General features: G+C 64.2%; 18 protein-coding genes. 2 read left to right on the top strand and 16 right to left on the bottom strand.

The features are described 5' to 3' along the window. Nucleotides 1-66: 66 nt before the first annotated feature. The 16 genes from ACRSCF_RS08690 to rpsB all read right to left on the bottom strand — a co-directional run bounded on the left by ACRSCF_RS08690 (nucleotide 67) and on the right by rpsB (nucleotide 15,364). Nucleotides 67-858 (bottom strand): TrmH family RNA methyltransferase, encoded by a 792-nt coding sequence (locus ACRSCF_RS08690; protein WP_034365554.1) that lies wholly within the window; start codon nucleotides 856-858, stop codon nucleotides 67-69. 64 nt (nucleotides 859-922) lie between these two features. Then, nucleotides 923-1,630, bottom strand: coding sequence for a ribonuclease HII (gene rnhB / locus ACRSCF_RS08685; protein WP_016447477.1), 708 nt, complete (start codon nucleotides 1,628-1,630; stop codon nucleotides 923-925). Continuing rightward, nucleotides 1,593-2,783, bottom strand: coding sequence for a lipid-A-disaccharide synthase (gene lpxB, locus ACRSCF_RS08680; RefSeq protein WP_034365557.1), 1,191 nt, complete (start codon nucleotides 2,781-2,783; stop codon nucleotides 1,593-1,595). Before lpxB ends, rnhB begins: the two co-directional genes overlap by 38 nt. A 21-nt stretch (nucleotides 2,784-2,804) precedes the next feature. Continuing rightward, the gene (gene lpxA, locus ACRSCF_RS08675; protein WP_017404505.1) at nucleotides 2,805-3,602 is read right to left on the bottom strand and encodes an acyl-ACP--UDP-N-acetylglucosamine O-acyltransferase; all 798 of its coding nucleotides are present in this window, start codon (nucleotides 3,600-3,602) and stop codon (nucleotides 2,805-2,807) included. Nucleotides 3,603-3,609: 7 nt separating this feature from the next. Then, a complete protein-coding gene (gene fabZ / locus ACRSCF_RS08670; protein WP_012206736.1) occupies nucleotides 3,610-4,050 on the bottom strand; it encodes a 3-hydroxyacyl-ACP dehydratase FabZ in 441 nt (146 codons plus the stop codon). After that, the gene (lpxD, locus tag ACRSCF_RS08665) at nucleotides 4,047-5,054 is read right to left on the bottom strand and encodes a UDP-3-O-(3-hydroxymyristoyl)glucosamine N-acyltransferase (protein WP_034365561.1); all 1,008 of its coding nucleotides are present in this window, start codon (nucleotides 5,052-5,054) and stop codon (nucleotides 4,047-4,049) included. The genes fabZ and lpxD overlap by 4 nt, the downstream gene beginning before the upstream one ends. A gap of 24 nt (nucleotides 5,055-5,078) precedes the next feature. Next, nucleotides 5,079-5,588 carry an OmpH family outer membrane protein gene (locus tag ACRSCF_RS08660; protein WP_016447481.1) on the bottom strand — a complete coding sequence of 170 codons (510 nt, stop codon included), beginning with the start codon at nucleotides 5,586-5,588 and terminating at the stop codon, nucleotides 5,079-5,081. Next, the gene (gene bamA, locus ACRSCF_RS08655; protein WP_016447482.1) at nucleotides 5,588-7,885 is read right to left on the bottom strand and encodes an outer membrane protein assembly factor BamA; all 2,298 of its coding nucleotides are present in this window, start codon (nucleotides 7,883-7,885) and stop codon (nucleotides 5,588-5,590) included. The genes ACRSCF_RS08660 and bamA overlap by 1 nt, the downstream gene beginning before the upstream one ends. Before the next feature lie 45 nt (nucleotides 7,886-7,930). Continuing rightward, a complete protein-coding gene (gene rseP, locus ACRSCF_RS08650) occupies nucleotides 7,931-9,301 on the bottom strand; it encodes an RIP metalloprotease RseP (RefSeq protein ID WP_026062158.1) in 1,371 nt (456 codons plus the stop codon). 82 nt (nucleotides 9,302-9,383) lie between these two features. Next, nucleotides 9,384-10,562: a 1-deoxy-D-xylulose-5-phosphate reductoisomerase gene (ispC, locus tag ACRSCF_RS08645; protein ID WP_046238471.1), complete on the bottom strand. Its 1,179-nt coding sequence runs from the start codon at nucleotides 10,560-10,562 to the stop codon at nucleotides 9,384-9,386. Continuing rightward, on the bottom strand, nucleotides 10,559-11,413 hold the full coding sequence (locus tag ACRSCF_RS08640; RefSeq protein ID WP_034365565.1) for a phosphatidate cytidylyltransferase: 855 nt from the start codon (nucleotides 11,411-11,413) through the stop codon (nucleotides 10,559-10,561). The genes ispC and ACRSCF_RS08640 overlap by 4 nt, the downstream gene beginning before the upstream one ends. A 13-nt stretch (nucleotides 11,414-11,426) precedes the next feature. After that, a complete protein-coding gene (gene uppS / locus ACRSCF_RS08635; protein ID WP_016447486.1) occupies nucleotides 11,427-12,173 on the bottom strand; it encodes a polyprenyl diphosphate synthase in 747 nt (248 codons plus the stop codon). 35 nt (nucleotides 12,174-12,208) lie between these two features. After that, nucleotides 12,209-12,769, bottom strand: coding sequence for a ribosome recycling factor (frr, locus tag ACRSCF_RS08630; RefSeq protein WP_016447487.1), 561 nt, complete (start codon nucleotides 12,767-12,769; stop codon nucleotides 12,209-12,211). 43 nt (nucleotides 12,770-12,812) lie between these two features. Beyond that, nucleotides 12,813-13,535, bottom strand: a complete 723-nt coding sequence (gene pyrH / locus ACRSCF_RS08625; RefSeq protein WP_016447488.1) for a UMP kinase — start codon at nucleotides 13,533-13,535, stop codon at nucleotides 12,813-12,815. A gap of 65 nt (nucleotides 13,536-13,600) precedes the next feature. Then, a complete protein-coding gene (tsf, locus tag ACRSCF_RS08620; protein ID WP_016447489.1) occupies nucleotides 13,601-14,497 on the bottom strand; it encodes a translation elongation factor Ts in 897 nt (298 codons plus the stop codon). 114 nt (nucleotides 14,498-14,611) lie between these two features. Beyond that, complete coding sequence (gene rpsB / locus ACRSCF_RS08615) at nucleotides 14,612-15,364, bottom strand: 30S ribosomal protein S2 (RefSeq protein ID WP_016447490.1); 753 nt, start codon at nucleotides 15,362-15,364, stop codon at nucleotides 14,612-14,614. A gap of 367 nt (nucleotides 15,365-15,731) precedes the next feature. Here rpsB and ACRSCF_RS08610 point away from each other — a divergent pair, with 367 nt between their 5' ends. Continuing rightward, complete coding sequence (locus tag ACRSCF_RS08610) at nucleotides 15,732-17,003, top strand: FAD-dependent oxidoreductase (RefSeq protein ID WP_034365567.1); 1,272 nt, start codon at nucleotides 15,732-15,734, stop codon at nucleotides 17,001-17,003. A gap of 45 nt (nucleotides 17,004-17,048) precedes the next feature. After that, the gene (locus ACRSCF_RS08605; RefSeq protein WP_432675544.1) at nucleotides 17,049-18,629 is read left to right on the top strand and encodes an NAD(P)H-hydrate dehydratase; all 1,581 of its coding nucleotides are present in this window, start codon (nucleotides 17,049-17,051) and stop codon (nucleotides 18,627-18,629) included.

Genomic DNA, 18,629 nt, shown 5'->3' with positions numbered 1-18,629 from the left:
TGTGGAATGCTTGAAAGCCGCCCATTATAGGCTGGTCGCGCTTCAGCCTCCTGACAGGAGGCGGGATTACCCTTGACGTGAGCCGGCACTCACGCTGCTTGCGTGCAGGCATATCGCCGCTGCCGCAGCCACGTTCAGAGACTCTTCACCACCCGGCTGGCCGATGCGCACATGCTGCGCCGCCTGCTGCATCAGCGCCTCGCCAACGCCCTGCCCTTCATGGCCCATGGCCCAGGCACACGGCCAGGGCAGAGCGGCGCTCTGGATCAGTTCACCTTGATGGGAACTGGTCACAATCAGGGGCAAGCCAAGCGCATTCAGATCCTCGGGTGACGCCGACTCCACCAGGTGCAGCCCGAAATGCGCGCCCATTCCGGCGCGCAGCACCTTCTGGCTCCACAGCGCAGCCGTGCCCTTCAAGGCCACGATCTGGCCGAAGCCGAAAGCGGCCGCACTGCGAAGAATGGAGCCCACGTTGCCTGCGTCCTGCACACGGTCGAGCACCACGGTGGCCACGCCGGCACGCACGGCCGCCGACGCCTGCCAGTCCATCAGAAAGCCGATGCGCGCCGGAGACTCCAGTCCGCTGACCTCGGCAAACACGGCATCGGACAGCACCACGCACTTGCCTGCGCCCTGCACCCACTCCAGCGGCACCTGAGGCCAGAAGGACTCGGCCACCACGGCCACGGCGGGCTGCATGCCGCGCGCCAGGGCAGCACGGCACAGATGGTCCCCCTCCAGCCAGACACGTCCTTGTTTGCGGTAGGCCCCGCTGTCCTGGGCAAGCCTTCGCAAATCCTTGACCAGGGCGTTGTCACGGGACTGGATCGATGTAGCGGCAGGTTGTAGGCTCATGGCAAGGCTTCCGGGCAAAGAGAACAGCGAAGAACAGCGCCACGGGCGCAGAAAGCGAAGGCGCTCAGGCCGACAGCAGCAAGGCCTGCGCGCCCTGCGCCGCAGCGGCCACGCGGGCGGCTGCCAGCGGCTCGGCCCTGCGGGCAATGCTCACGACATGGGCCACGGGCGCGAAGGTTCGTCGGTGCTCCTGGCAGGCGCCATGCAGGCGCAGCGCGGCAAGATGGGCCGCCGTGCCATAGCCCTTGTGGCCGTCGAAGCCGTATTCCGGGTATTGCTCATGCAGGCGCTGGCACCACCGATCCCGCGTGACCTTGGCAAGAATGGAGGCCGCCGAGATGGACTGCACCAGGGCGTCGCCCTTGACGATGGCCTCGGCCTGCACATCCAGCACGGGCAACTGGTTGCCATCCACCAGAACCAGTACCGGCTTCAATCGCAGGCCCAGCACCGCGCGGCGCATGGCCAGCAGCGTGGCCTGCAGGATGTTCAGGCGATCGATCTCTTCGACCGAGGCCTCGGCAATGCTGCAGCACAGCGCCTTGGCACGGATCTCGTCATAGAGTGCCTCGCGGCGCGCAGCCGTGAGCTTCTTGGAATCGTTCAGGCCCTCGATGGGATGGAGATCGTCAAGAATGACAGCGGCGGCCACCACGGGGCCGGCCAACGGGCCGCGGCCCGCTTCGTCCACGCCCGCAACCAACCCCGGCGGATGCCAGGGCAGGCACGCCTGTTCAGGCGGCAGTGGGGGCAATGATTTTCTCGATCGCATGGGCGGCCAGTTCGGCAGTATCGCGCCGCAATTCATGGTGCAGCGCTGTGAAGCGCTGTACCAGCGCTTCGACGGTTGAAGGGGAATGCTCGCAGGCCTGCAGCCATTGCAGCACGGCCGCGCTCAGCGCCTGGGGCGTTGCCGCATCCTGGATCAGCTCGGGCACGACGAAATCGCCGCACAGGATGTTGGGCAGGCCCACCCAGGGCTGCAGTTGCTTGCCACGCATCAGACGCCAGCTCCACGGGTGCATGTTGTAGCCGATCACCATGGGCCGCTTGTACAAGGCGGCTTCCAGCGTGGCCGTGCCACTGGCTATCAGCGTCACGTCACAGGCTGCCAATGCGTCATGGGACTGGCCGCACACGATGTGCAGCGACGAAGCCATGCCGGCTTGCGCGGCAATGCGCTGCAGCTCGTCGAATTGCGAAGGCACAGCAGGCACTACTATTTTAATAGCTGGCAGCGCCTTCCGAACCAAAGCTGCCGCCTGAAAGAAGCGGGCAGCCAGGTAACGTATTTCAGAGCGCCGACTGCCGGGCAGCACGGCCAGCACCAGACCATCTTCGGGCAGCCCTAACCGGCGGCGCGCAGCTGCGCGGTCGGGCTGCAGCGGAATCACGCTGGCCAGGGGATGGCCCACGTAGGTCGCGTCTATGCCATGGCGGGCCAGCAACTCGGGCTCAAAGGGGAAGATGCACAGGACATGATCGGCCGCGCGGCGGATCTTGTCGACGCGATCGGCACGCCAGGCCCAGATCGAAGGACAGACGAAATGCACGGTCTTGATGCCCGCAGCACGCAGATCGGTTTCCAGCCCCAGGTTGAAGTCCGGCGCGTCGATGCCGACAAAGACGGCCGGCCGCTGCTGGAGCAGTCGCTGACGCAGCTGGCGTCGGATATTCAGAATCTCGGCCAGCCGGCGAAACACTTCCCAGCTGTATCCATGCACGGCCAAGCGCTCGCTGGACCACCAGGCTTCAAAGCCGCGCTGCTGCATCTGCAGCCCGCCGATGCCAAAGGCCGAGGCCTCTGGCCAGCGGGACTGCAGCCCCCCCAGGAGCAAGGACGCCAGCAGGTCGCCAGAGGTTTCTCCGGCGACCATGGCAATCGATGGACTCAGGCGCGCCGATGGCGCCGCGTTCTCTGTCATGCCGTCCTTTCGCGCGCCAGATCAGCGCGCAATGCCCCGGGTCGAAGCCGCCAGGAAATCCAGCATCAGCGATACATCGGCCGCGGCCTCGGGCAGTTCACCCTCCAGCGAAGCAATGGCTTCTCGCGCAGCTTCAAGGGTCAGTCCCTGGCGGTACAGCAGACGGTGCATCTGCTTGACGGCCTGAATGCGCTGCGGCCCGAAGCCGCGACGGCGCAAGCCTTCGATATTGAAGCCGCGCACGGCCAGCGGATTGCCATCCACCATCATGAAGGGCGGCACATCCTGCGAGATATGGCTGGCAAAGCCGGCCATGGCATGGGCGCCCACCTTGGTGAACTGGTGCACACCCGTCAGGCCGCCCAGGATGACATGGTCGCCCACGTGCACGTGGCCGGCCAGAGTGGCGTTGTTGGCCAGGATGGTGTGGCTGCCGACAACGCAGTCATGGGCCACATGCACATAGGCCATGATCCAGTTGTCGTCGCCGATGGCCGTGACGCCCTGGTCCTGCACGGTACCGGTGTTGAAGGTACAGAACTCCCGCACCGTATTGCGATCGCCGATAACCAGCCGGGTAGGCTCGCCTGCGTACTTCTTGTCCTGGGGCTGCGCGCCCAGGGACGCGAACTGGAAAATCCGGTTGTCGCAGCCAATGCGGGTATGGCCTTCGACAACGCAATGCGCGCCGATGGTGGTGCCGGCGCCGATTTCCACATGCGGTCCGATGACGGCATAGGCGCCGACCGACACCGACGAATCCAGCTGCGCAGCGGAATCTATCAGTGCCGTGGGATGGATGCGTTCAATGCCAGCCATGCGCCCGTCAGCCCACGTTGCGCATGGTGCACATCAGCTCGGCTTCGCAGGCCACTTCGTCTTCGACGCGAGCCACGCCCTTGAACTTCCAGATGCCGCCGCGCACACGGTCGATGGTGATCTCCAGCACCAGCTGGTCGCCCGGCTCCACGGGACGCTTGAAGCGCGCTCCGTCGATGCCCACGAAGTAGTAGATGTTGTTCTCATCCGGAACCTGGCCCATCGCATCGAAGGCCAGAAGGCCGGCCGCCTGCGCCAGCGCCTCCAGGATGAGCACGCCAGGCATGACAGGGCGGCCCGGGAAATGGCCCATGAAATAGGGCTCGTTGAACGTGACGTTCTTGATCGCCTTGATGCGTGTATTGCGCTCAAGCTCCGTGACCTTGTCCACCAGCAGGAAGGGGTAGCGGTGGGGCAGTTGCTTGAGAATTGCGTGAATATCCATCATTGCGTTCCGTTATGGCCTTGATCCGCCGATTGCTGCAGTTGCCGCTCCAGGGCCTTGATGCGATCGCGCATGGAGTGCAGCTGCTTCAGCGTCGCAGCATTTTTTTCCCATTTGGCGTTTTCATCCACGGGAAACATGCCCGTGTAAACACCTGATTGTGTCAGCGAACGGGTCACTACCGTCGCTGCCGAAATATGCACCCGGTCAGCCAGCTGCAGATGGCCCAGCACGATGGCCCCGCCTCCCACGGTGCAATGCGCGCCAATGCGCGCGCTGCCGGCCACCCCCACGCAGCCGGCCATGGCCGTATGCTTGCCGACGTGCACGTTGTGACCGATCTGGATCAGGTTGTCGAGCTTGACCCCATCCTCTATCACCGTGTCGTCCAGCGCACCCCGGTCTATGCAGGTATTGGCGCCGATTTCCACATCGTCGCCGATCCGCACGCCGCCGAGCTGCTCGATCTTCACCCATGCGCCGTTCTCGGGCGCGAACCCAAAGCCGTCCGCCCCCAGCACCACGCCGGAATGCAGCAGACAGCGCGCGCCCACATGGCAGTTCTCGCCAATGGTGACGCGCGACTTGAGCACGGTGTGGGCACCGATCGTGGCACCCTCCTCGACCACGCACAGCGGGCCAATGGTGGCCGATGCATCAACGATGGCGCTCTCGTGCACCACGGCGCTCGGATGGATACCGGCCGGCGCCACGGACCTGCAGTTTCGCTTCCACCACTGCGTGGCCCTGGCGAAATACGCATACGGATCAGGGACCACGATGCAGGCACCCCGCTGCTGCGCCAGCTCGCGCATGGCGGGCGCCACAATAACGCAGGCCGCCTCGGAGGCGGCCAGTTGCTGGCGGTAGCGGGGGTTGCTCAGAAAACTGAGATCCCCGGCCCCGGCAGAGTCCAGCGGTGCGATGCGGGAGATGGACATCTCCCTTTCGCCACCGACCAACTCGCCACCGAGTGCATCGAGGATCTGGCCCAACAATACGCTCACGGCATGCAGCCCTGGACAGCTGGCTTACTTGCCGCCGCCGTTCAGCGCCTTGATCACCTTGTCAGTGATGTCGTACTTGGGGTTGATGTAGACGGCTTCCTGAAGGATGACGTCGTACTTCTCGGATTCAGCCACTTGCTTGACCACCTTGTTGGCGCGTTCCAGCACCTGGGCCAGTTCTTCGTTCTTGCGGGAGTTCAGGTCTTCCTGGAACTCACGGCGCTTGCGCTGGAACTCGCGGTCCTGATCCACCAGTTGGCGCTGGCGCGAGACGCGCTGGCTTTCGGCCATAGTGGGAGCTTCACGCTCGAACTTCTCCGAAGCGCTCTTGAGCGAGTTGCCCTGGTCAATCAGCTCCTTCTCACGCTTGGAGAATTCCTGCTCCAGCTTGGACTGCGCAGCCTTGGCAGTCGATGCTTCACGGAAGATGCGATCCGTATTCACAAAGCCGGCCTTGAACTCCTGGGCGTGCGCGGAAACGGCCATGGCGCCAAGCAGCACAGCCAGGGAAAAATGGCTAGATAGAGATTTCATTAGAAAGAGGTTCCGATTTGGAATTGCAGTCGCTGGATTTTATCCCCGGTCTGCTTGCGGATGGGTTGAGCAAAGGCCAGGCGCAGGGGACCCAGCGGGGAAATCCAGCTGATGCCCAGGCCCGTGGATGCCCGCAGCTCCCCGAGATCGAAGTTCTCGTTGGCTCCGTAGACATTGCCCACATCGAGGAATGTAAAAAGACGCAAAGTCCTGTCATTGCCGGCACCAGGGAACGGAACCATGAACTCGGCGTTCAATGTCACCTTCTTGGAGCCGCCAAGCGCCAGGTTTTCCTTGGTGTCGCGCGGACCCAGCGAGCCCTGCTCGAAGCCACGCACCGAACCCAGGCCGCCCGAGAAGAAATTCTTGAACAGCGGGAACGGACGGCCATTGAGGCCCTTTCCGTAGCCCAGTTCACCGTTCAGTGCCAGCGTGTACTTCTTGCTCAGAGGGATGTACTGCTGGATCTGGTAGTTGGCTCGCACATAGCGGGCCTCGCCACCCACCGACCACTCGGTGTTCAGGCGCTGGTAGAGACCGGAGTTGGGCGCCAGCGCGCTGTCACGGCTGTCGCGCGACCAGCCCAGGGTCAGCGGTATGCCCGTGTTGGAGTAGCCGTACTTGTCGGCATAGTCCTTGTACGCCTGGGGCAGGTAGGTGCCGGGCTTGATTTCGGAGCGTTCAACGCCGCCGCCGAAGTAAACGGTGTCGATCTCGCTGAAGGGAACGCCAAAGCGGACGCTGCCGCCCGAGGTGACGATCTTGTAGGCCGCATCGTCGTAGTAGGGACGGTCAGTGCGGTAGTACAGGTCGTAGGTGCGCGAGATGCCGGTGTCCGTGAAGTACGGGTCCGTGGTCGACAGCACCATGGTGCGGCGGTACTTGCTGGTGTTCACGTCCACGCCCAGGTAGTTGCCCGAGCCGAACACGTTTTCCTGCTTGATGCCGAAGGACAGCGAAACCTTTTCAGCGCTGGAAAAACCAGCGCCCAGCTGCAGCGAGCCGGTGGGCTTTTCAGCCACCGAGATGACCAGATCCACCTGATCAGGCGAACCCGGCACTTCCTGGGTTTCGACGTTGACTTCGGTGAAGAAGCCCAGACGGTCCACCCGGTCGCGCGACAGGCGAATCTTGTCGCCGTCGTACCAGGAAGCCTCGTACTGGCGGAATTCGCGGCGGATCACTTCGTCGCGCGTGCGGTTGTTGCCGCTGAGATTGATGCGTCGCACATAGGCGCGGCGAGAAGGCTCGGCGTGCAGCACCAGGGCCACCCGGTTGGTCGCACGGTCGATGTCCGGCACGGCCTCGACGCGCGCGAAGGCAAAGCCGAAGTTGCCGAAGTGCTCGGTAAAGGCCTTGGTCGTTGCCGTGACCTGATCGGCGTTGTAGGGCTCGCCGGGCTTGATCTTGACCAGGGACTTGAATTCGTCGTCGCGGTCCAGGTAGTTGCCTTCCAGCTTGACGCCGGAGACCACGAAACGCTCGCCTTCATGGATGTTCAGGGTCAGCGAGATGGTCTGCTTGTCGGGCGAGATCGCCACCTGGGTGGAGTCCACGCGGAATTCCAGGTAGCCACGCTGCAGGTAGTAGGAGCGCAGCGTTTCCAGGTCGGCGTTGAGCTTGTTGCGCGCATAGCGGTCCGACTTGGTGTACCAGCTCATCCAGTTGCCGGTGTCCTGGTCAAAAAGGTCCTTGAGCGTGGATTCGCTGAAGGCCTTGTTACCGACGATATGGATCTCGTTGATACGGGCGGGATCACCTTCGGTCACCGTGAAGGTCAGGTTGACGCGGTTGCGCTCGATGGGCGTGACCGTCGTGACGACTTCGGCGCCATACAGGCTGCGGTTGATGTACTGGCGCTTGAGCTCCTGCTCCGCGCGGTCGGCAAGTGCCTTGTCGAACGGACGCCCCTCGGCCAGGCCCACATCGCGCATGGCCTTTTGCAGGGTTTCCTTGTCGAATTCCTTGGTGCCGGCGAAGTTCACTTCGGCGATGGTCGGGCGTTCTTCAACGACGACGACGAGCACGTTGCCGTTGGCTTCCAGGCGGATGTCCTTGAACAGGCCCAGTGCGAACAGCGAGCGGATGGCGGCTGCACCCTTGTCGTCGTCATACTGGTCACCCACGCGCAGGGGGATGGAAGCGAAGACCGTGCCCGGCTCCACGCGCTGAAGACCTTCGATGCGGATGTCCTGTACGCGGAAGGGCTCCAGTGCCCAGGCTGCATTGGCAGCCAAAACCATGGCAGCCAGGGTCGATGCAGCGCGCACGCCCAGGCGATTGATACGTTTAGTCATGAATGGATTTGCCGCCGCTGCGGCTTGCCGAAAACGGCTGAAAAGTTAGCCCCAAAGCCGGTTGATATCGTTGAAAAAGGCGACGGACATCATCATCATCAAAACCGCCACGCCTGCACGCTGCAAGCGTCCGGCCCAGACTTCCGACACGCTTCGGCCAGTCACGCCCTCCCAAAGATAATACATCAGGTGCCCACCATCGAGCACCGGCAGGGGGAGCAAGTTGAGAACCCCCAGGCTGATGCTGATCAGCGCCAGGAACGAGAGATATTGGACCAGGCCCATGCTGGCCGAACGCCCCGCGTAGTCGGCAATGGTCAGGGGCCCGCTGATGTTCTTGAGCGAGGCCTCGCCGATCACCATGCGGCCCATCATGCGCAGTGTCAGCGACGACAGCTCCCAGGTGCGCTGCACGCCGGCCCACAGACCCTCCAGCGGACCGCGCTGCACCAGCGCCATTTCCGGGGCGCTGCCGATGTAGGCGCCGATGCGGGCGATGCTTTCCTTGCCGTCTTCCGATCGGCCCAGGTCGGGCAGCACCGGGATCTGCAACTGCCGCCCCTCGCGCTCCACCAGCCAGATCTGCTGCTGGACCTGGCCCGATGCGCCCATCTTGCGGATGAGATTGCGCAACTGCGTGCCATCGTCCACCGAGGTGCCACCCACGCGCAAAACCAGATCGCCCTGGCGCAGGCCCGCCTTCTCAGCGGCACCACCGGCAATCACCTTGTCCAGCACGGGCTGCGTCCAGGGGCCAAGCAAGCCCAGGCGCTCGAAGAAGGCGGCATCGGGCTCGCCCTGAACCTGACCAGCCAGCGCGAGCCGCAGTTCGGACGGGGCGGTGCGGCGGGCCTGGAGCACCTCCATGCGCACGGACTCGTCATCGAGCGCTGCACGGGTCAGCGTCCAGCGCAGATCATTGATGGAGCGGACCTCTTCCCATTCCTGGTCACCCAAAGCCATGCGCAAAACGCGATCGCCGCCTTGAACACCCGCCATTTGCAGCACCGTGCCTGCTGGCGGTGTTGCCAGCCGTGCAACGGGCTCCTGCATGCCGACCCAATTGACGATGGCCAGCAGCGCAATGGCCAGCACGAGATTGGCCACGGGGCCTGCGGCCACGATGGCTGCACGCGCACGCAGCGGCTGGGTGTTGAATGCCAGATGGCGTTGGTCGGCAGGCACCTCGCCCTCACGCTCATCGAGCATGCGCACATAGCCGCCAAGGGGCAGTGCACCGATGACAAATTCCGTGTCCGAACCCTTGCGCTTCCATCGCAGGATGGGGCGGCCGAATCCGACGGAAAAGCGAAGCACCTTCACGCCGCAAGCCACGGCGACGCGGTAGTGGCCCCACTCATGCACGGCAATCAGCAAGCCCAGTGCGACCACGAATGCGACAACGGTCAGCAACAATTGATACTCCTTTGAATCCAATGCGCCTCTGGATTCCGCCGCAGGCCCATCAAGAAAACCATCCTGACCTGCGAAGCCGGCATCACAGCTGCCACTGCCGCGCCACGGTCTGCGCGATTTCGCGCGCCTGCGCGTCCAGGGCCAGCAGGTCTTCCAGGCTGCCCAGTGTAGGCGGCAGCAAGGTCTCGAGCGTGCGCAAATTCACAGCGTGGATACGGTCAAATGCCAGGCGCCGCTCCAAGAAGGCGGCAACGGCGACTTCGTTGGAAGCGTTGAGAACCGCCGTGGTTCCCTCGCTGGCGTGCAGCGCCTGCCAGGAAAGGTGCAGGCCCGGAAAGCGCACGGCATCCGCCGCCTCGAAGGTCAGGGCCGACAGCTTGGCGAAATCCAGGGGCGCCGCACCGCTGGCGATGCGGCGGGGCCAGGCCAGGCCGCAGGCGATGGGCACGCGCATGTCGGGCGTACCCAGTTGCGCGAGCACCGAAGCATCCTTGAACTGCACCATGGAGTGCACGATCTGCTGCGGATGGATGACGACCTTGATCTTGTCAGGCGCCATGTCGAACAGCCAGCGGGCCTCGATCACCTCCAGCGCCTTGTTCATCATGGTGGCCGAGTCCACGGAGATCTTGCGCCCCATGGAGAAATTCGGGTGCGCGCAGGCCTGCTCCGGCGTGATCTCGGACAGGGTGGACGGATCGCGCAGGCGAAAAGGCCCGCCCGAGGCTGTGAGCAGCAGACTGTCCACGCGATCGGGCCAACTGGTGCGGTCTTCGGGCAGGCACTGGAAGATGGCCGAGTGCTCACTGTCAATGGGCAGCAGCGTTGCGCCGTGGCGCTTGACGGTGTCCATGAACAGTGCACCGCCAACCACCAGCGCCTCCTTGTTGGCCAGCAGCAGACGCTTGCCGGCGCGTGCGGCAGCCAGGCAAGGCGCCAGGCCCGCCGCACCGACGATGGCCGCCATGACGGCATCGGCTTCAGGATGCGAGGCGATCTGCTCCAGCGCGTCAGGCGACTGCAGCACTTCGGTGGCCAATCCATTGCTGCGCAGCTGCTCAGCCAGCAGCCTTGCATGCGGCGCGCTGGCCATGACGGCGTAGCGGGGCTTGAATTCGGCACACTGGCGCAGCATCAGGTCCACCTGCGTGGCCGCGCTGAGCGCAAAGACTTCGTAGTGATCGCGGTGGCGCGCCACCACATCCAGCGTATTGGTACCGATGGAGCCTGTGGAGCCCAGGACGGTGATTTTCTGCTTCATGAATGCGCGAAAGAGGAAAGCATCAGGGCCAGCGGCAGGGTCGGCAGCAGGGCATCGACGCGGTCGAGGACGCCGCCATGACCGGGCAGCAGGCCACTGCTGTCCTTGACGCCGACGCTGCGCTTGACCAGGGATTCGACCAGGTCGCCGACCACGCTCATCGCGGCCATGAAAACAACCGCCAGCAGCAGGAACCAGGCCCCGCGCGCCAGCAGCAATGAATAGAAACTGGGCACGGCCACCGCGTAGTGGCGGTCGGCCCAGACCCAGACCAAGGCCAGCACCAGAACGCCTGCCATGCCGCCCCATACGCCTTCCCAGCTCTTGCCGGGGCTGATCGTGGGAGCCAGCTTGGATTTGGTGAATTTCAGGCCCAGGGTCCGTCCTGCGAAATACGCGAACACATCGGCCACCCAGACCAGCACCAGCACCGACAGCAGGAAGTTGATGCCCATCATGCGCGCCTGCACCACGGCGACCCAGGCCAGCCACAAGGCCAGCACTCCGCCGACCAGGCGCACAGGCGCTGCAATGCGAGGCCAGCCAGCCACGCCGGCACGCAGCAGCGCCCCGCCACCCAGCACCCAGGCAGCACCGGCAACAATCCAGAGCGCTGACAGCGGACGCTCCAGCCAGCCGGCAGCCCAGGCGCCCAGGCACATCGCCGTGCAGATGGCGCCTATGCCGATGGCGCCCGCGGTGCCAAAGCCGTTGAGACGCCCCCATTCCCAGGCACCTGCCGCCATGAGCACGAGCACGACCACGGCGAACGGAATACCCGTGGGATAGAACAGCGCAGGCAACAGGATGGCCAGCAGGATCAGGGCGGTGATGACTCGCTGCTTGAGCATGGCTCCCCCTTGTTCAGGACGTCTGCGGATGGGACGACGTCGGTTGTGATTGTTGTACTTGCGCGGAAGTCTGGCCGAAGCGCCGCTCGCGTGAAGCGAAAGCCGCGATGGCCTCGTCCAGGCAGGCCTCATCGAAATCAGGCCACAAGCTGTCACTGAAGAAAAGCTCGGAATACGCAGCCTGCCACAGCAGGAAGTTGCTGATGCGCATTTCCCCGCCGGTACGGATCAGCAGATCCGGGTCGGGCACATGGGCCAGCGCGAGCGCGCGGTCCAGGCTCTGCGGGGTGATGGGCTCGCCCTTCTCTGCCAGCCGGGCAGCTGCCTGTGCAATGTCCCAGCGTCCGCCGTAGTTGAAGCAGACGTTGAGAACCAGGCGATTGTTGTGCGCAGTGACGGTCTCGGCCTGCGCAAGGCCCGCGCACACTTTATCGCCCAGGCCACTGCGGTCACCGATGAAATGCAGGCGCACGCCGTCGCGGCTCAGTTGCTGCACTTCCTTGGCAAGCGCATTGGCCAGCAGGCCCATGAGACCGGAGACCTCCTCTTCGGGACGGTTCCAGTTCTCGGAAGAGAAAGCGAAGACGGTCAGGACCTGCACGCCGCGCTGAACGCAGGCGCGGGCGCAGCGGCGCAGTGATTCCACGCCCTGCTTGTGGCCGGCCAGTCGCGGCAGAAAGCGGCGATTGGCCCAGCGTCCATTGCCATCCATGATGACGGCAATATGGCGCGGCACCGCGCCGGAGTCTTGTTTGGTCAAAGGTACGGACCCTGAGGCAAATGAGGCAGGACGCCTCAGACCGCCATGATGTCTTGTTCCTTGGCCGCCACCAGCGTATCGATCTCGGCGATGTGCTTGTCGGTCATCTTCTGGACATCGGCTTCGCAACGCTTTTGATCGTCTTCCGAGGCTTCCTTGTCCTTGACCAGCTTCTTGACGGCTTCGTTGGCATCGCGGCGCAGGTTGCGCACGGCGACCTTGGAAGCTTCGCCTTCATTGCGCGCCAGCTTGGTCATTTCCTTGCGGCGCTCCTCGCTCATGGGAGGCATGGGCACGCGGATCAGGTCGCCCAGCGAGGCGGGGTTCAGGCCCAGATCGCTTTCGCGGATGGCCTTCTCCACCTTGGCCGACATGCTCTTTTCCCAGGGCTGGACGCTGATGGTGCGCGCGTCAAGCAGGGTGACGTTGGCCACCTGGGACAGCGGCACCATGGAGCCGTAGTACTCCACATGGATGGAGTCCAGCAGCGATGGATTGGCACGACCGGTGCGCACGCGCGCAAGATTGTTCTTGAGCGCTTCGATGGACTGGCCCATCTTGGACTCGGTGGTCTTCTTGATGTCTGCAATCGTCATGTTCTTGTTCCTTGAAGAGCTGTGTAACGCGGTATCAAAACGCTCAAGCGTACACCAGCGTGCCCTCGTCCTCGCCCATGACCACGCGCTTGAGCGCGCCGGGCTTGACGATGGAGAACACCCGGATCGGCAGCTTCTGATCGCGGCACAGCGCAAAGGCGGTGGCGTCCATGATGCCCAGGTTGCGCGAGATGGCCTCGTCGAAAGCCAGCTTGTGGTAGCGGGTCGCGTCGGGGTTCTTCATCGGGTCGTCGGTGTAGACACCGTCGACCTTGGTGGCCTTGAGCACCACCTCGGCGCCGATTTCAGCGCCACGCAGCGCGGCGGCCGTGTCGGTCGTGAAGAACGGGTTGCCGGTGCCGGCAGCGAACACCACCACCTTGCCCTCCTCGAGGTACTGCAGGGCCTTGGGGCGCACATAGGGCTCCACGACCTGCTCGATGGCAATGGCCGACATCACGCGGGCTGTCAGCCCCTGCTTGTCCATGGCATCGGCCAGGGCCAGGGCATTCATGACCGTGGCCAGCATGCCCATGTAGTCGGCGGTGGCACGGTCCATGCCGACCGAGCCGCCAGCCACGCCGCGAAAGATGTTCCCCCCACCGATCACCACCGCCACCTGGACACCAACCTTGGTGACCTCGGCAATTTCGGAAACCATGCGCTCGATGGTCGCACGGTTGATGCCGAACGAGTCATCCCCCATGAGTGCCTCACCGGACAGCTTGAGCAGGATGCGCTTGTGGGCCGGTGTGGCGTGGGTCATGGTGTTTCTCCGAAGTGGTGGATGATGATGGATGGTGAAGGAAACGGTTCGGTCGCCCGGAAGGATCAGGCGCCGGCCTTGGCGGCAGCCACCTGGGCAGCCACTTCGGCAGCGAAGTCGTCGACCTTCTTTTCAATGCCTTCGCCGACCACGTACAGGGTGAAGCCCTTGACGTTGGTGTTGGCGGCCTTGAGCATCTGGGCCACGGTCTGCTTGCCGTCGGCAGCCTTCACGAAGACCTGGTCGGCCAGCGAGACTTCCTTCAGGTACTTCTGCACCGAGCCTTCGACCATCTTGGCGACGATGTCGGCAGGCTTGCCGGACTCGGCAGCCTTGGCGGCAGCAACGGTACGCTCCTTCTCGATCAGCTCGGCGGGCACGTCGGCGCTGGTCACGGACACGGGCTTCATGGCGGCCACGTGCATGGCGACATCCTTGGCAGCCGTGGCATCGCCGTCGAACTCGACGACCACGCCGATGCGCGAGCCGTGCAGGTAGGAAGCCAGGCTGGAGCCTTCGAAGCGCTTGAAGCGGCGGAAGGACATGTTTTCGCCGATCTTGCCGATCAGGCCCTTGCGCACGTCTTCCAGCGTGGGACCGAAGCCGTCCTGCTCATAGGCCAGTGCGCTCAGCGCGGCCACGTCGGCGGGGTTTTGCTCGGCGACCAGCTTGGCGGCGGCGTTGGCCATCGCGATGAAGCTGTCGTTCTTGGACACGAAGTCGGTTTCGCTGTTGACTTCGATCATGGCACCCTGGTTGCCATTGATGAAGGCAGCGATCACGCCTTCGGCGGTCACGCGCGAGGCAGCCTTGCCAGCCTTGGTGCCGAGCTTGACGCGCAGCAGCTCTTCCGCCTTGACCAGGTCGCCTTCGGCTTCGGTCAGGGCCTTCTTGCACTCCATCATGGGCGCGTCAGTCTTTGCGCGCAGTTCAGCCACCATGCTTGCGGTAATTGCAGCCATCGTATTTCTCCAATGTCAGTTCGATTCGTTACAGGATTTCGGCTTAAAAAAACGGGGCTACCCTGAGCCCCGCTTTTTATTCGGCGACGAGGTCGCTCAGCCGGACAAGCTCAATCAGGCAGCGGATTCTTCCACTTCCACGAACTCGTCACCGCTCTCGCCGGATGCGGCCTTGACCACGTCGGTCAGTGCAGCAGCGCGGCCTTCCAGGATCGCGTCGGCGATGCCTTGGGCGTACAGTTGCACGGCCTTGGCAGAGTCGTCGTTACCGGGGATGACATAGTCGATGCCTTCGGGATTGTGGTTGGAGTCAACCACGCCGACCAGGGGGATGCCCAGCTTCTTGGCTTCGGCCACGGCAATCTTGTGGAAGCCCACGTCGATCACGAAGATGGCGTCGGGCAGGCTGTTCATGTCCTGAATGCCGCCGATGTCCTTTTCCAGCTTTTCCAGTTCGCGAACGAACATCAGCTGTTCCTTCTTGCTCATGGCTTCCAGACCGGCTTCCTGCTGGGCCTTCATTTCCTTCAGACGCTTGATGGACGTCTTGACGGTCTTGAAGTTGGTCAGCATGCCGCCCAGCCAGCGCTGGTCAACGAAAGGAACGCCAGCGCGCTGGGCTTCGGCAGCCACCAGCTCGCGGGCCTGGCGCTTGGTGCCGACCATCAGGATGGTGCCGCCGTTGGAAGCCAGCTGCTTCACGAACTTCTGGGCGTCCTGGAACATCGGCAGCGACTTTTCCAGGTTGATGATGTGGATCTTGTTGCGGTGGCCGAAGATGAAGGGGGCCATCTTGGGGTTCCAGAAACGGGTCTGGTGACCGAAGTGAACGCCTGCTTCCAGCATATCGCGCATAGTGACGGACATATGAATACCTCAAAGGTTAGGTCTAAAATCCAGCCCGACAATTGCCCCCTGGATACAGGAAGCAACACCTTGAAGGGACTGGTTTGCGATTGACTTTGCAACGGGGGTTGCAAGCATGGGCAGGCATTCATGACGAACACCTCGCACCCCAAAGCCATCACCTGATCTCCGGCAATTCCGAAGAAAATCAGGGTGAACCCCTAGCAAAGCCGCAAGATTCTAGCATACGCCATCCCAAGACTGAGGCTTCGCACCCAACGAGCGCTCACACCCCGCATAGCCACGGCTGCCGCATCCGCCACACACTCCTGTAGTGATAGCTACATCCGCTTGATAATTCAGGCACTTCAGCAGATTCCACCCCAAAATGAACATCGCGATTGTGGGCGCCGGCAGCATTGGCGTTGCGACAGCCCACGCACTGGCCCAGGTCGGGCACGAGGTCACCGTCTACGAGCGCCATGGCACGGTGGCCGAGGAAGCCAGCTTCGGACATGCCGGCTGGCTGGGCCCCAGCCTGCTCCAACCGTGGAGCGTCCCCGGCCTCTCCACCACAGAACGCTCACCCACGCTTCCCGGCCGGCAGGCTTTGCCACGCCCCGGCTCCGGAAACCTCGCAGCCCAGCTGCGCTGGCTATGGCAATGGCGCCAGGCTGGGCGGCGCCTGCGCAAAGCCGGCGAACCCACAGCCACGATGGCGGCACTGGAGACACTCACCCAGCGCAGCCAGCAGTTCCAGCAATCGCTGTGGCGGCAGTGGGAGCTGGACCCGGAATATGTCTCCGGCAGCCTGGTGCTGCTGGGCAGCGAGGCCGACCATGAGCAACTGAAACCTGCACTGGCAGCGCTGGCCGAGGCCGGCACGCGCTGCGAGGCACTGGATGCCGCCCAGACCCGCCTGCGTGAGCCCGCGCTGGGCGAGGAGACCGCACTCGCAGGCTCCTTGTATTTCCCGCAGGCTGGCGCCGCCAACGGCCGCCTGGCCACGCTGATGCAAAGGCAGGCCGCACAGTCCGCAGGAGCACGATTCGAGACGCAACGCCTTGTGCAGCGACTGCAGCCCGGCGGCGCCGGGCGCACCGCTCGCCTGCAGCTGCAAGGCGAAGACACGCCCCGGTCGCACGATGCCATCGTCGTCTGCGCTGGCGCCGAGGCCGCAAACCTGCTCGCGCCGCTGAGCCTGCGCCTGCCCATGATCGCCCTGCGCGGCTATGGCATCAGTGCTCCGCTGCGCGAACAAGGCTACGCGCCCCGCCACGCCATCGTCGACTGGAGCGAGCAGATGACCCTGGTGCGCCTTGGCCAGCGCATGCGGGTCGTGGCCGGCGCTGAACTGGGCAGCCACGGCCCCATGCACGAGGCCACGCTGCAGCGCATGTACCACCGACTCAACATGGTCTTTCCCGGCAGCGCCGTGCTGACCTCGGGCGTTCAGATCTGGCATGGCACACGCATGTGCACAGCCGATGGACTGCCGTTGCTGGGCGCCAGCGGTTTGCCCGGCATCTGGCTCAACCTGGGCCATGGCAGCTGTGGTGCCGCCATTGCCCAAGGCTGCGCCAGCATGCTGAGCGACCTGATGGACAACCACACCAGTTTCCTGGACAGCGCATTGCTGGATCCGCGCCGCTTCGGCTGACCGCTGCGGACACCCCGCCCTGCGGCTGGCGGCTATGCTCAGGCCATGCTGCGCATTCCCACATCCACCGCATTGCCACTGTTCGATACGGTGGCCACACGCACCCTGGAACAGCAGGCCGCGGCCCGACTGCCCGAACACTGCCTCATGCAGCGCGCAGGCATGGGGCTGGCACGCCTGGCACGCGCCATCGCCCCTCACGCCAACCGCATCTGGATCGCCTGCGGCCCTGGGAACAACGGCGGAGACGGCTTGCAGGCAGCCGCCTGGCTTCAACAGCACCTGAACACGATGCCGGCACGATCCCGCAATTGCCGCATCCTGGTCAGCTGCGTGCGCGAACGCGACCGCATGCCCGCCGACGCGCGTGCCGCATGGGATGCAGCCCACAAGGCCGGCGTGCAATGGATCGCCCACATGCCCCCTGACATGGGGCCTCAGGATCTGTGCATTGATGCCTTGCTCGGCATCGGCCTGCGCCGACCCGACACGGCAAGCCCACCCACCCGAAAAGATGACCGATTGCTGCCGCTGCTGCGCAACCTGCAGTCCGGCATCAGCCCCGTCCTTTGCGTGGACATCGCATCCGGCCTGGATGCCGACACCGGGCAATACCTGCCTGGATTCGAGCCCATGAACCTCCCGGTCAGCGCACGGCATACGCTGGCTCTGCTGACACTGCATCCCGGCCTGTTCACAGGAAGCGGCCGCGACGCCTGCGGCCAGATATGGTGGGACGATCTGGACACAGGACTGGCAAGCAGCGCGCCACCCTTCGCCATCTCACCGTGCGCACAACTTTTCTCCCCGGAAGCCCGCGCCCCGCGTCCGCATGCCAGCCATAAGGGGAGCTTTGGCGACGTGGCCATTCTGGGCGGAGAGGGGCTGGAACACCGCGGCCTGTCCATGGCCGGCGCCGCCTGGCTGGCCGCACTGGCAGCCTTGCACGGCGGGGCGGGACGCGTGATGCTGGCACTGCTCGATGCCTCGCACGGGTCAGGCCAGGCTATCTCCCCCTGGCCCGAAATCATGTTGCGCAGCCCCGAAGCACAAGACTGGCGCGGCGCCACCGTCGTGTGCGGATGTGGCGGCGGCATGGCGGTGCGCGCCTGGCTGCCCCAAATTCTGGATCAGGCGCCCAGGCTGGTACTGGACGCAGACGCACTGAACGCGGTTGCCGAAGATGAGTCGCTGGCCCTGCTTCTGAAAGAACGCAGCCGACGCAGCCAGCACACGGTGCTGACACCGCACCCGCTGGAGGCCGCCCGACTGCTGAAAATGAGCACTGCCCAGGTCCAGGCCCAGCGACTTTCAGCAGCCAGGCAACTGGCGCTCCAATTCAACTGCACTGCGTTGCTGAAGGGCTCGGGCACCGTGATCGCCGGACCGCAGGGCGACGGCAATGCATCGCCGCCCTGCTGGATCAACCCCACAGGCAACGCCCGGCTGTCCACCGGAGGAACCGGAGATGTTCTCGCCGGGCTGATTGCCGCGCTATGGGCGCAAGGGCTGGACCCCGCGCAGGCCGCAACACTGGCGGCCTGGCTCCACGGCCATGCGGCAGACCAATGGCCTTCGCAAATGCCGTTCAGCGCCAGCGCGCTGGCCCAGCGGCTGGGCCAATAG

Source organism: Delftia sp. 11MD, from assembly GCF_050907895.1.
In the GTDB taxonomy this organism is placed as follows: Bacteria; Pseudomonadota; Gammaproteobacteria; order Burkholderiales; family Burkholderiaceae_C; genus Comamonas; species Comamonas tsuruhatensis.
This window is presented reverse-complemented; position numbering and strand designations above follow the sequence as displayed.

Bases quoted from the DNA above. Each gene is read 5' to 3' on its own strand.
- lpxB (WP_034365557.1), bottom strand. From the start codon at position 2,783: ATGACAGAGAACGCGGCGCCATCGGCGCGCCTGAGTCCATCGATTGCC.
- ACRSCF_RS08690 (WP_034365554.1), bottom strand. From the start codon at position 858: ATGAGCCTACAACCTGCCGCTACATCGATCCAGTCCCGTGACAACGCC.
- pyrH (WP_016447488.1), bottom strand. From the start codon at position 13,535: ATGACCCACGCCACACCGGCCCACAAGCGCATCCTGCTCAAGCTGTCC.
- ACRSCF_RS08605 (WP_432675544.1), top strand. From the start codon at position 17,049: ATGCTGCGCATTCCCACATCCACCGCATTGCCACTGTTCGATACGGTG.
- rpsB (WP_016447490.1), bottom strand. From the start codon at position 15,364: ATGTCCGTCACTATGCGCGATATGCTGGAAGCAGGCGTTCACTTCGGT.
- ACRSCF_RS08660 (WP_016447481.1), bottom strand. From the start codon at position 5,588: ATGAAATCTCTATCTAGCCATTTTTCCCTGGCTGTGCTGCTTGGCGCC.
- fabZ (WP_012206736.1), bottom strand. From the start codon at position 4,050: ATGATGGATATTCACGCAATTCTCAAGCAACTGCCCCACCGCTACCCC.
- rnhB (WP_016447477.1), bottom strand. From the start codon at position 1,630: ATGCGATCGAGAAAATCATTGCCCCCACTGCCGCCTGAACAGGCGTGC.
- frr (WP_016447487.1), bottom strand. From the start codon at position 12,769: ATGACGATTGCAGACATCAAGAAGACCACCGAGTCCAAGATGGGCCAG.
- tsf (WP_016447489.1), bottom strand. From the start codon at position 14,497: ATGGCTGCAATTACCGCAAGCATGGTGGCTGAACTGCGCGCAAAGACT.
- ACRSCF_RS08640 (WP_034365565.1), bottom strand. From the start codon at position 11,413: ATGCTCAAGCAGCGAGTCATCACCGCCCTGATCCTGCTGGCCATCCTG.
- ispC (WP_046238471.1), bottom strand. From the start codon at position 10,562: ATGAAGCAGAAAATCACCGTCCTGGGCTCCACAGGCTCCATCGGTACC.
- lpxA (WP_017404505.1), bottom strand. From the start codon at position 3,602: ATGGCTGGCATTGAACGCATCCATCCCACGGCACTGATAGATTCCGCT.
- ACRSCF_RS08610 (WP_034365567.1), top strand. From the start codon at position 15,732: ATGAACATCGCGATTGTGGGCGCCGGCAGCATTGGCGTTGCGACAGCC.
- bamA (WP_016447482.1), bottom strand. From the start codon at position 7,885: ATGACTAAACGTATCAATCGCCTGGGCGTGCGCGCTGCATCGACCCTG.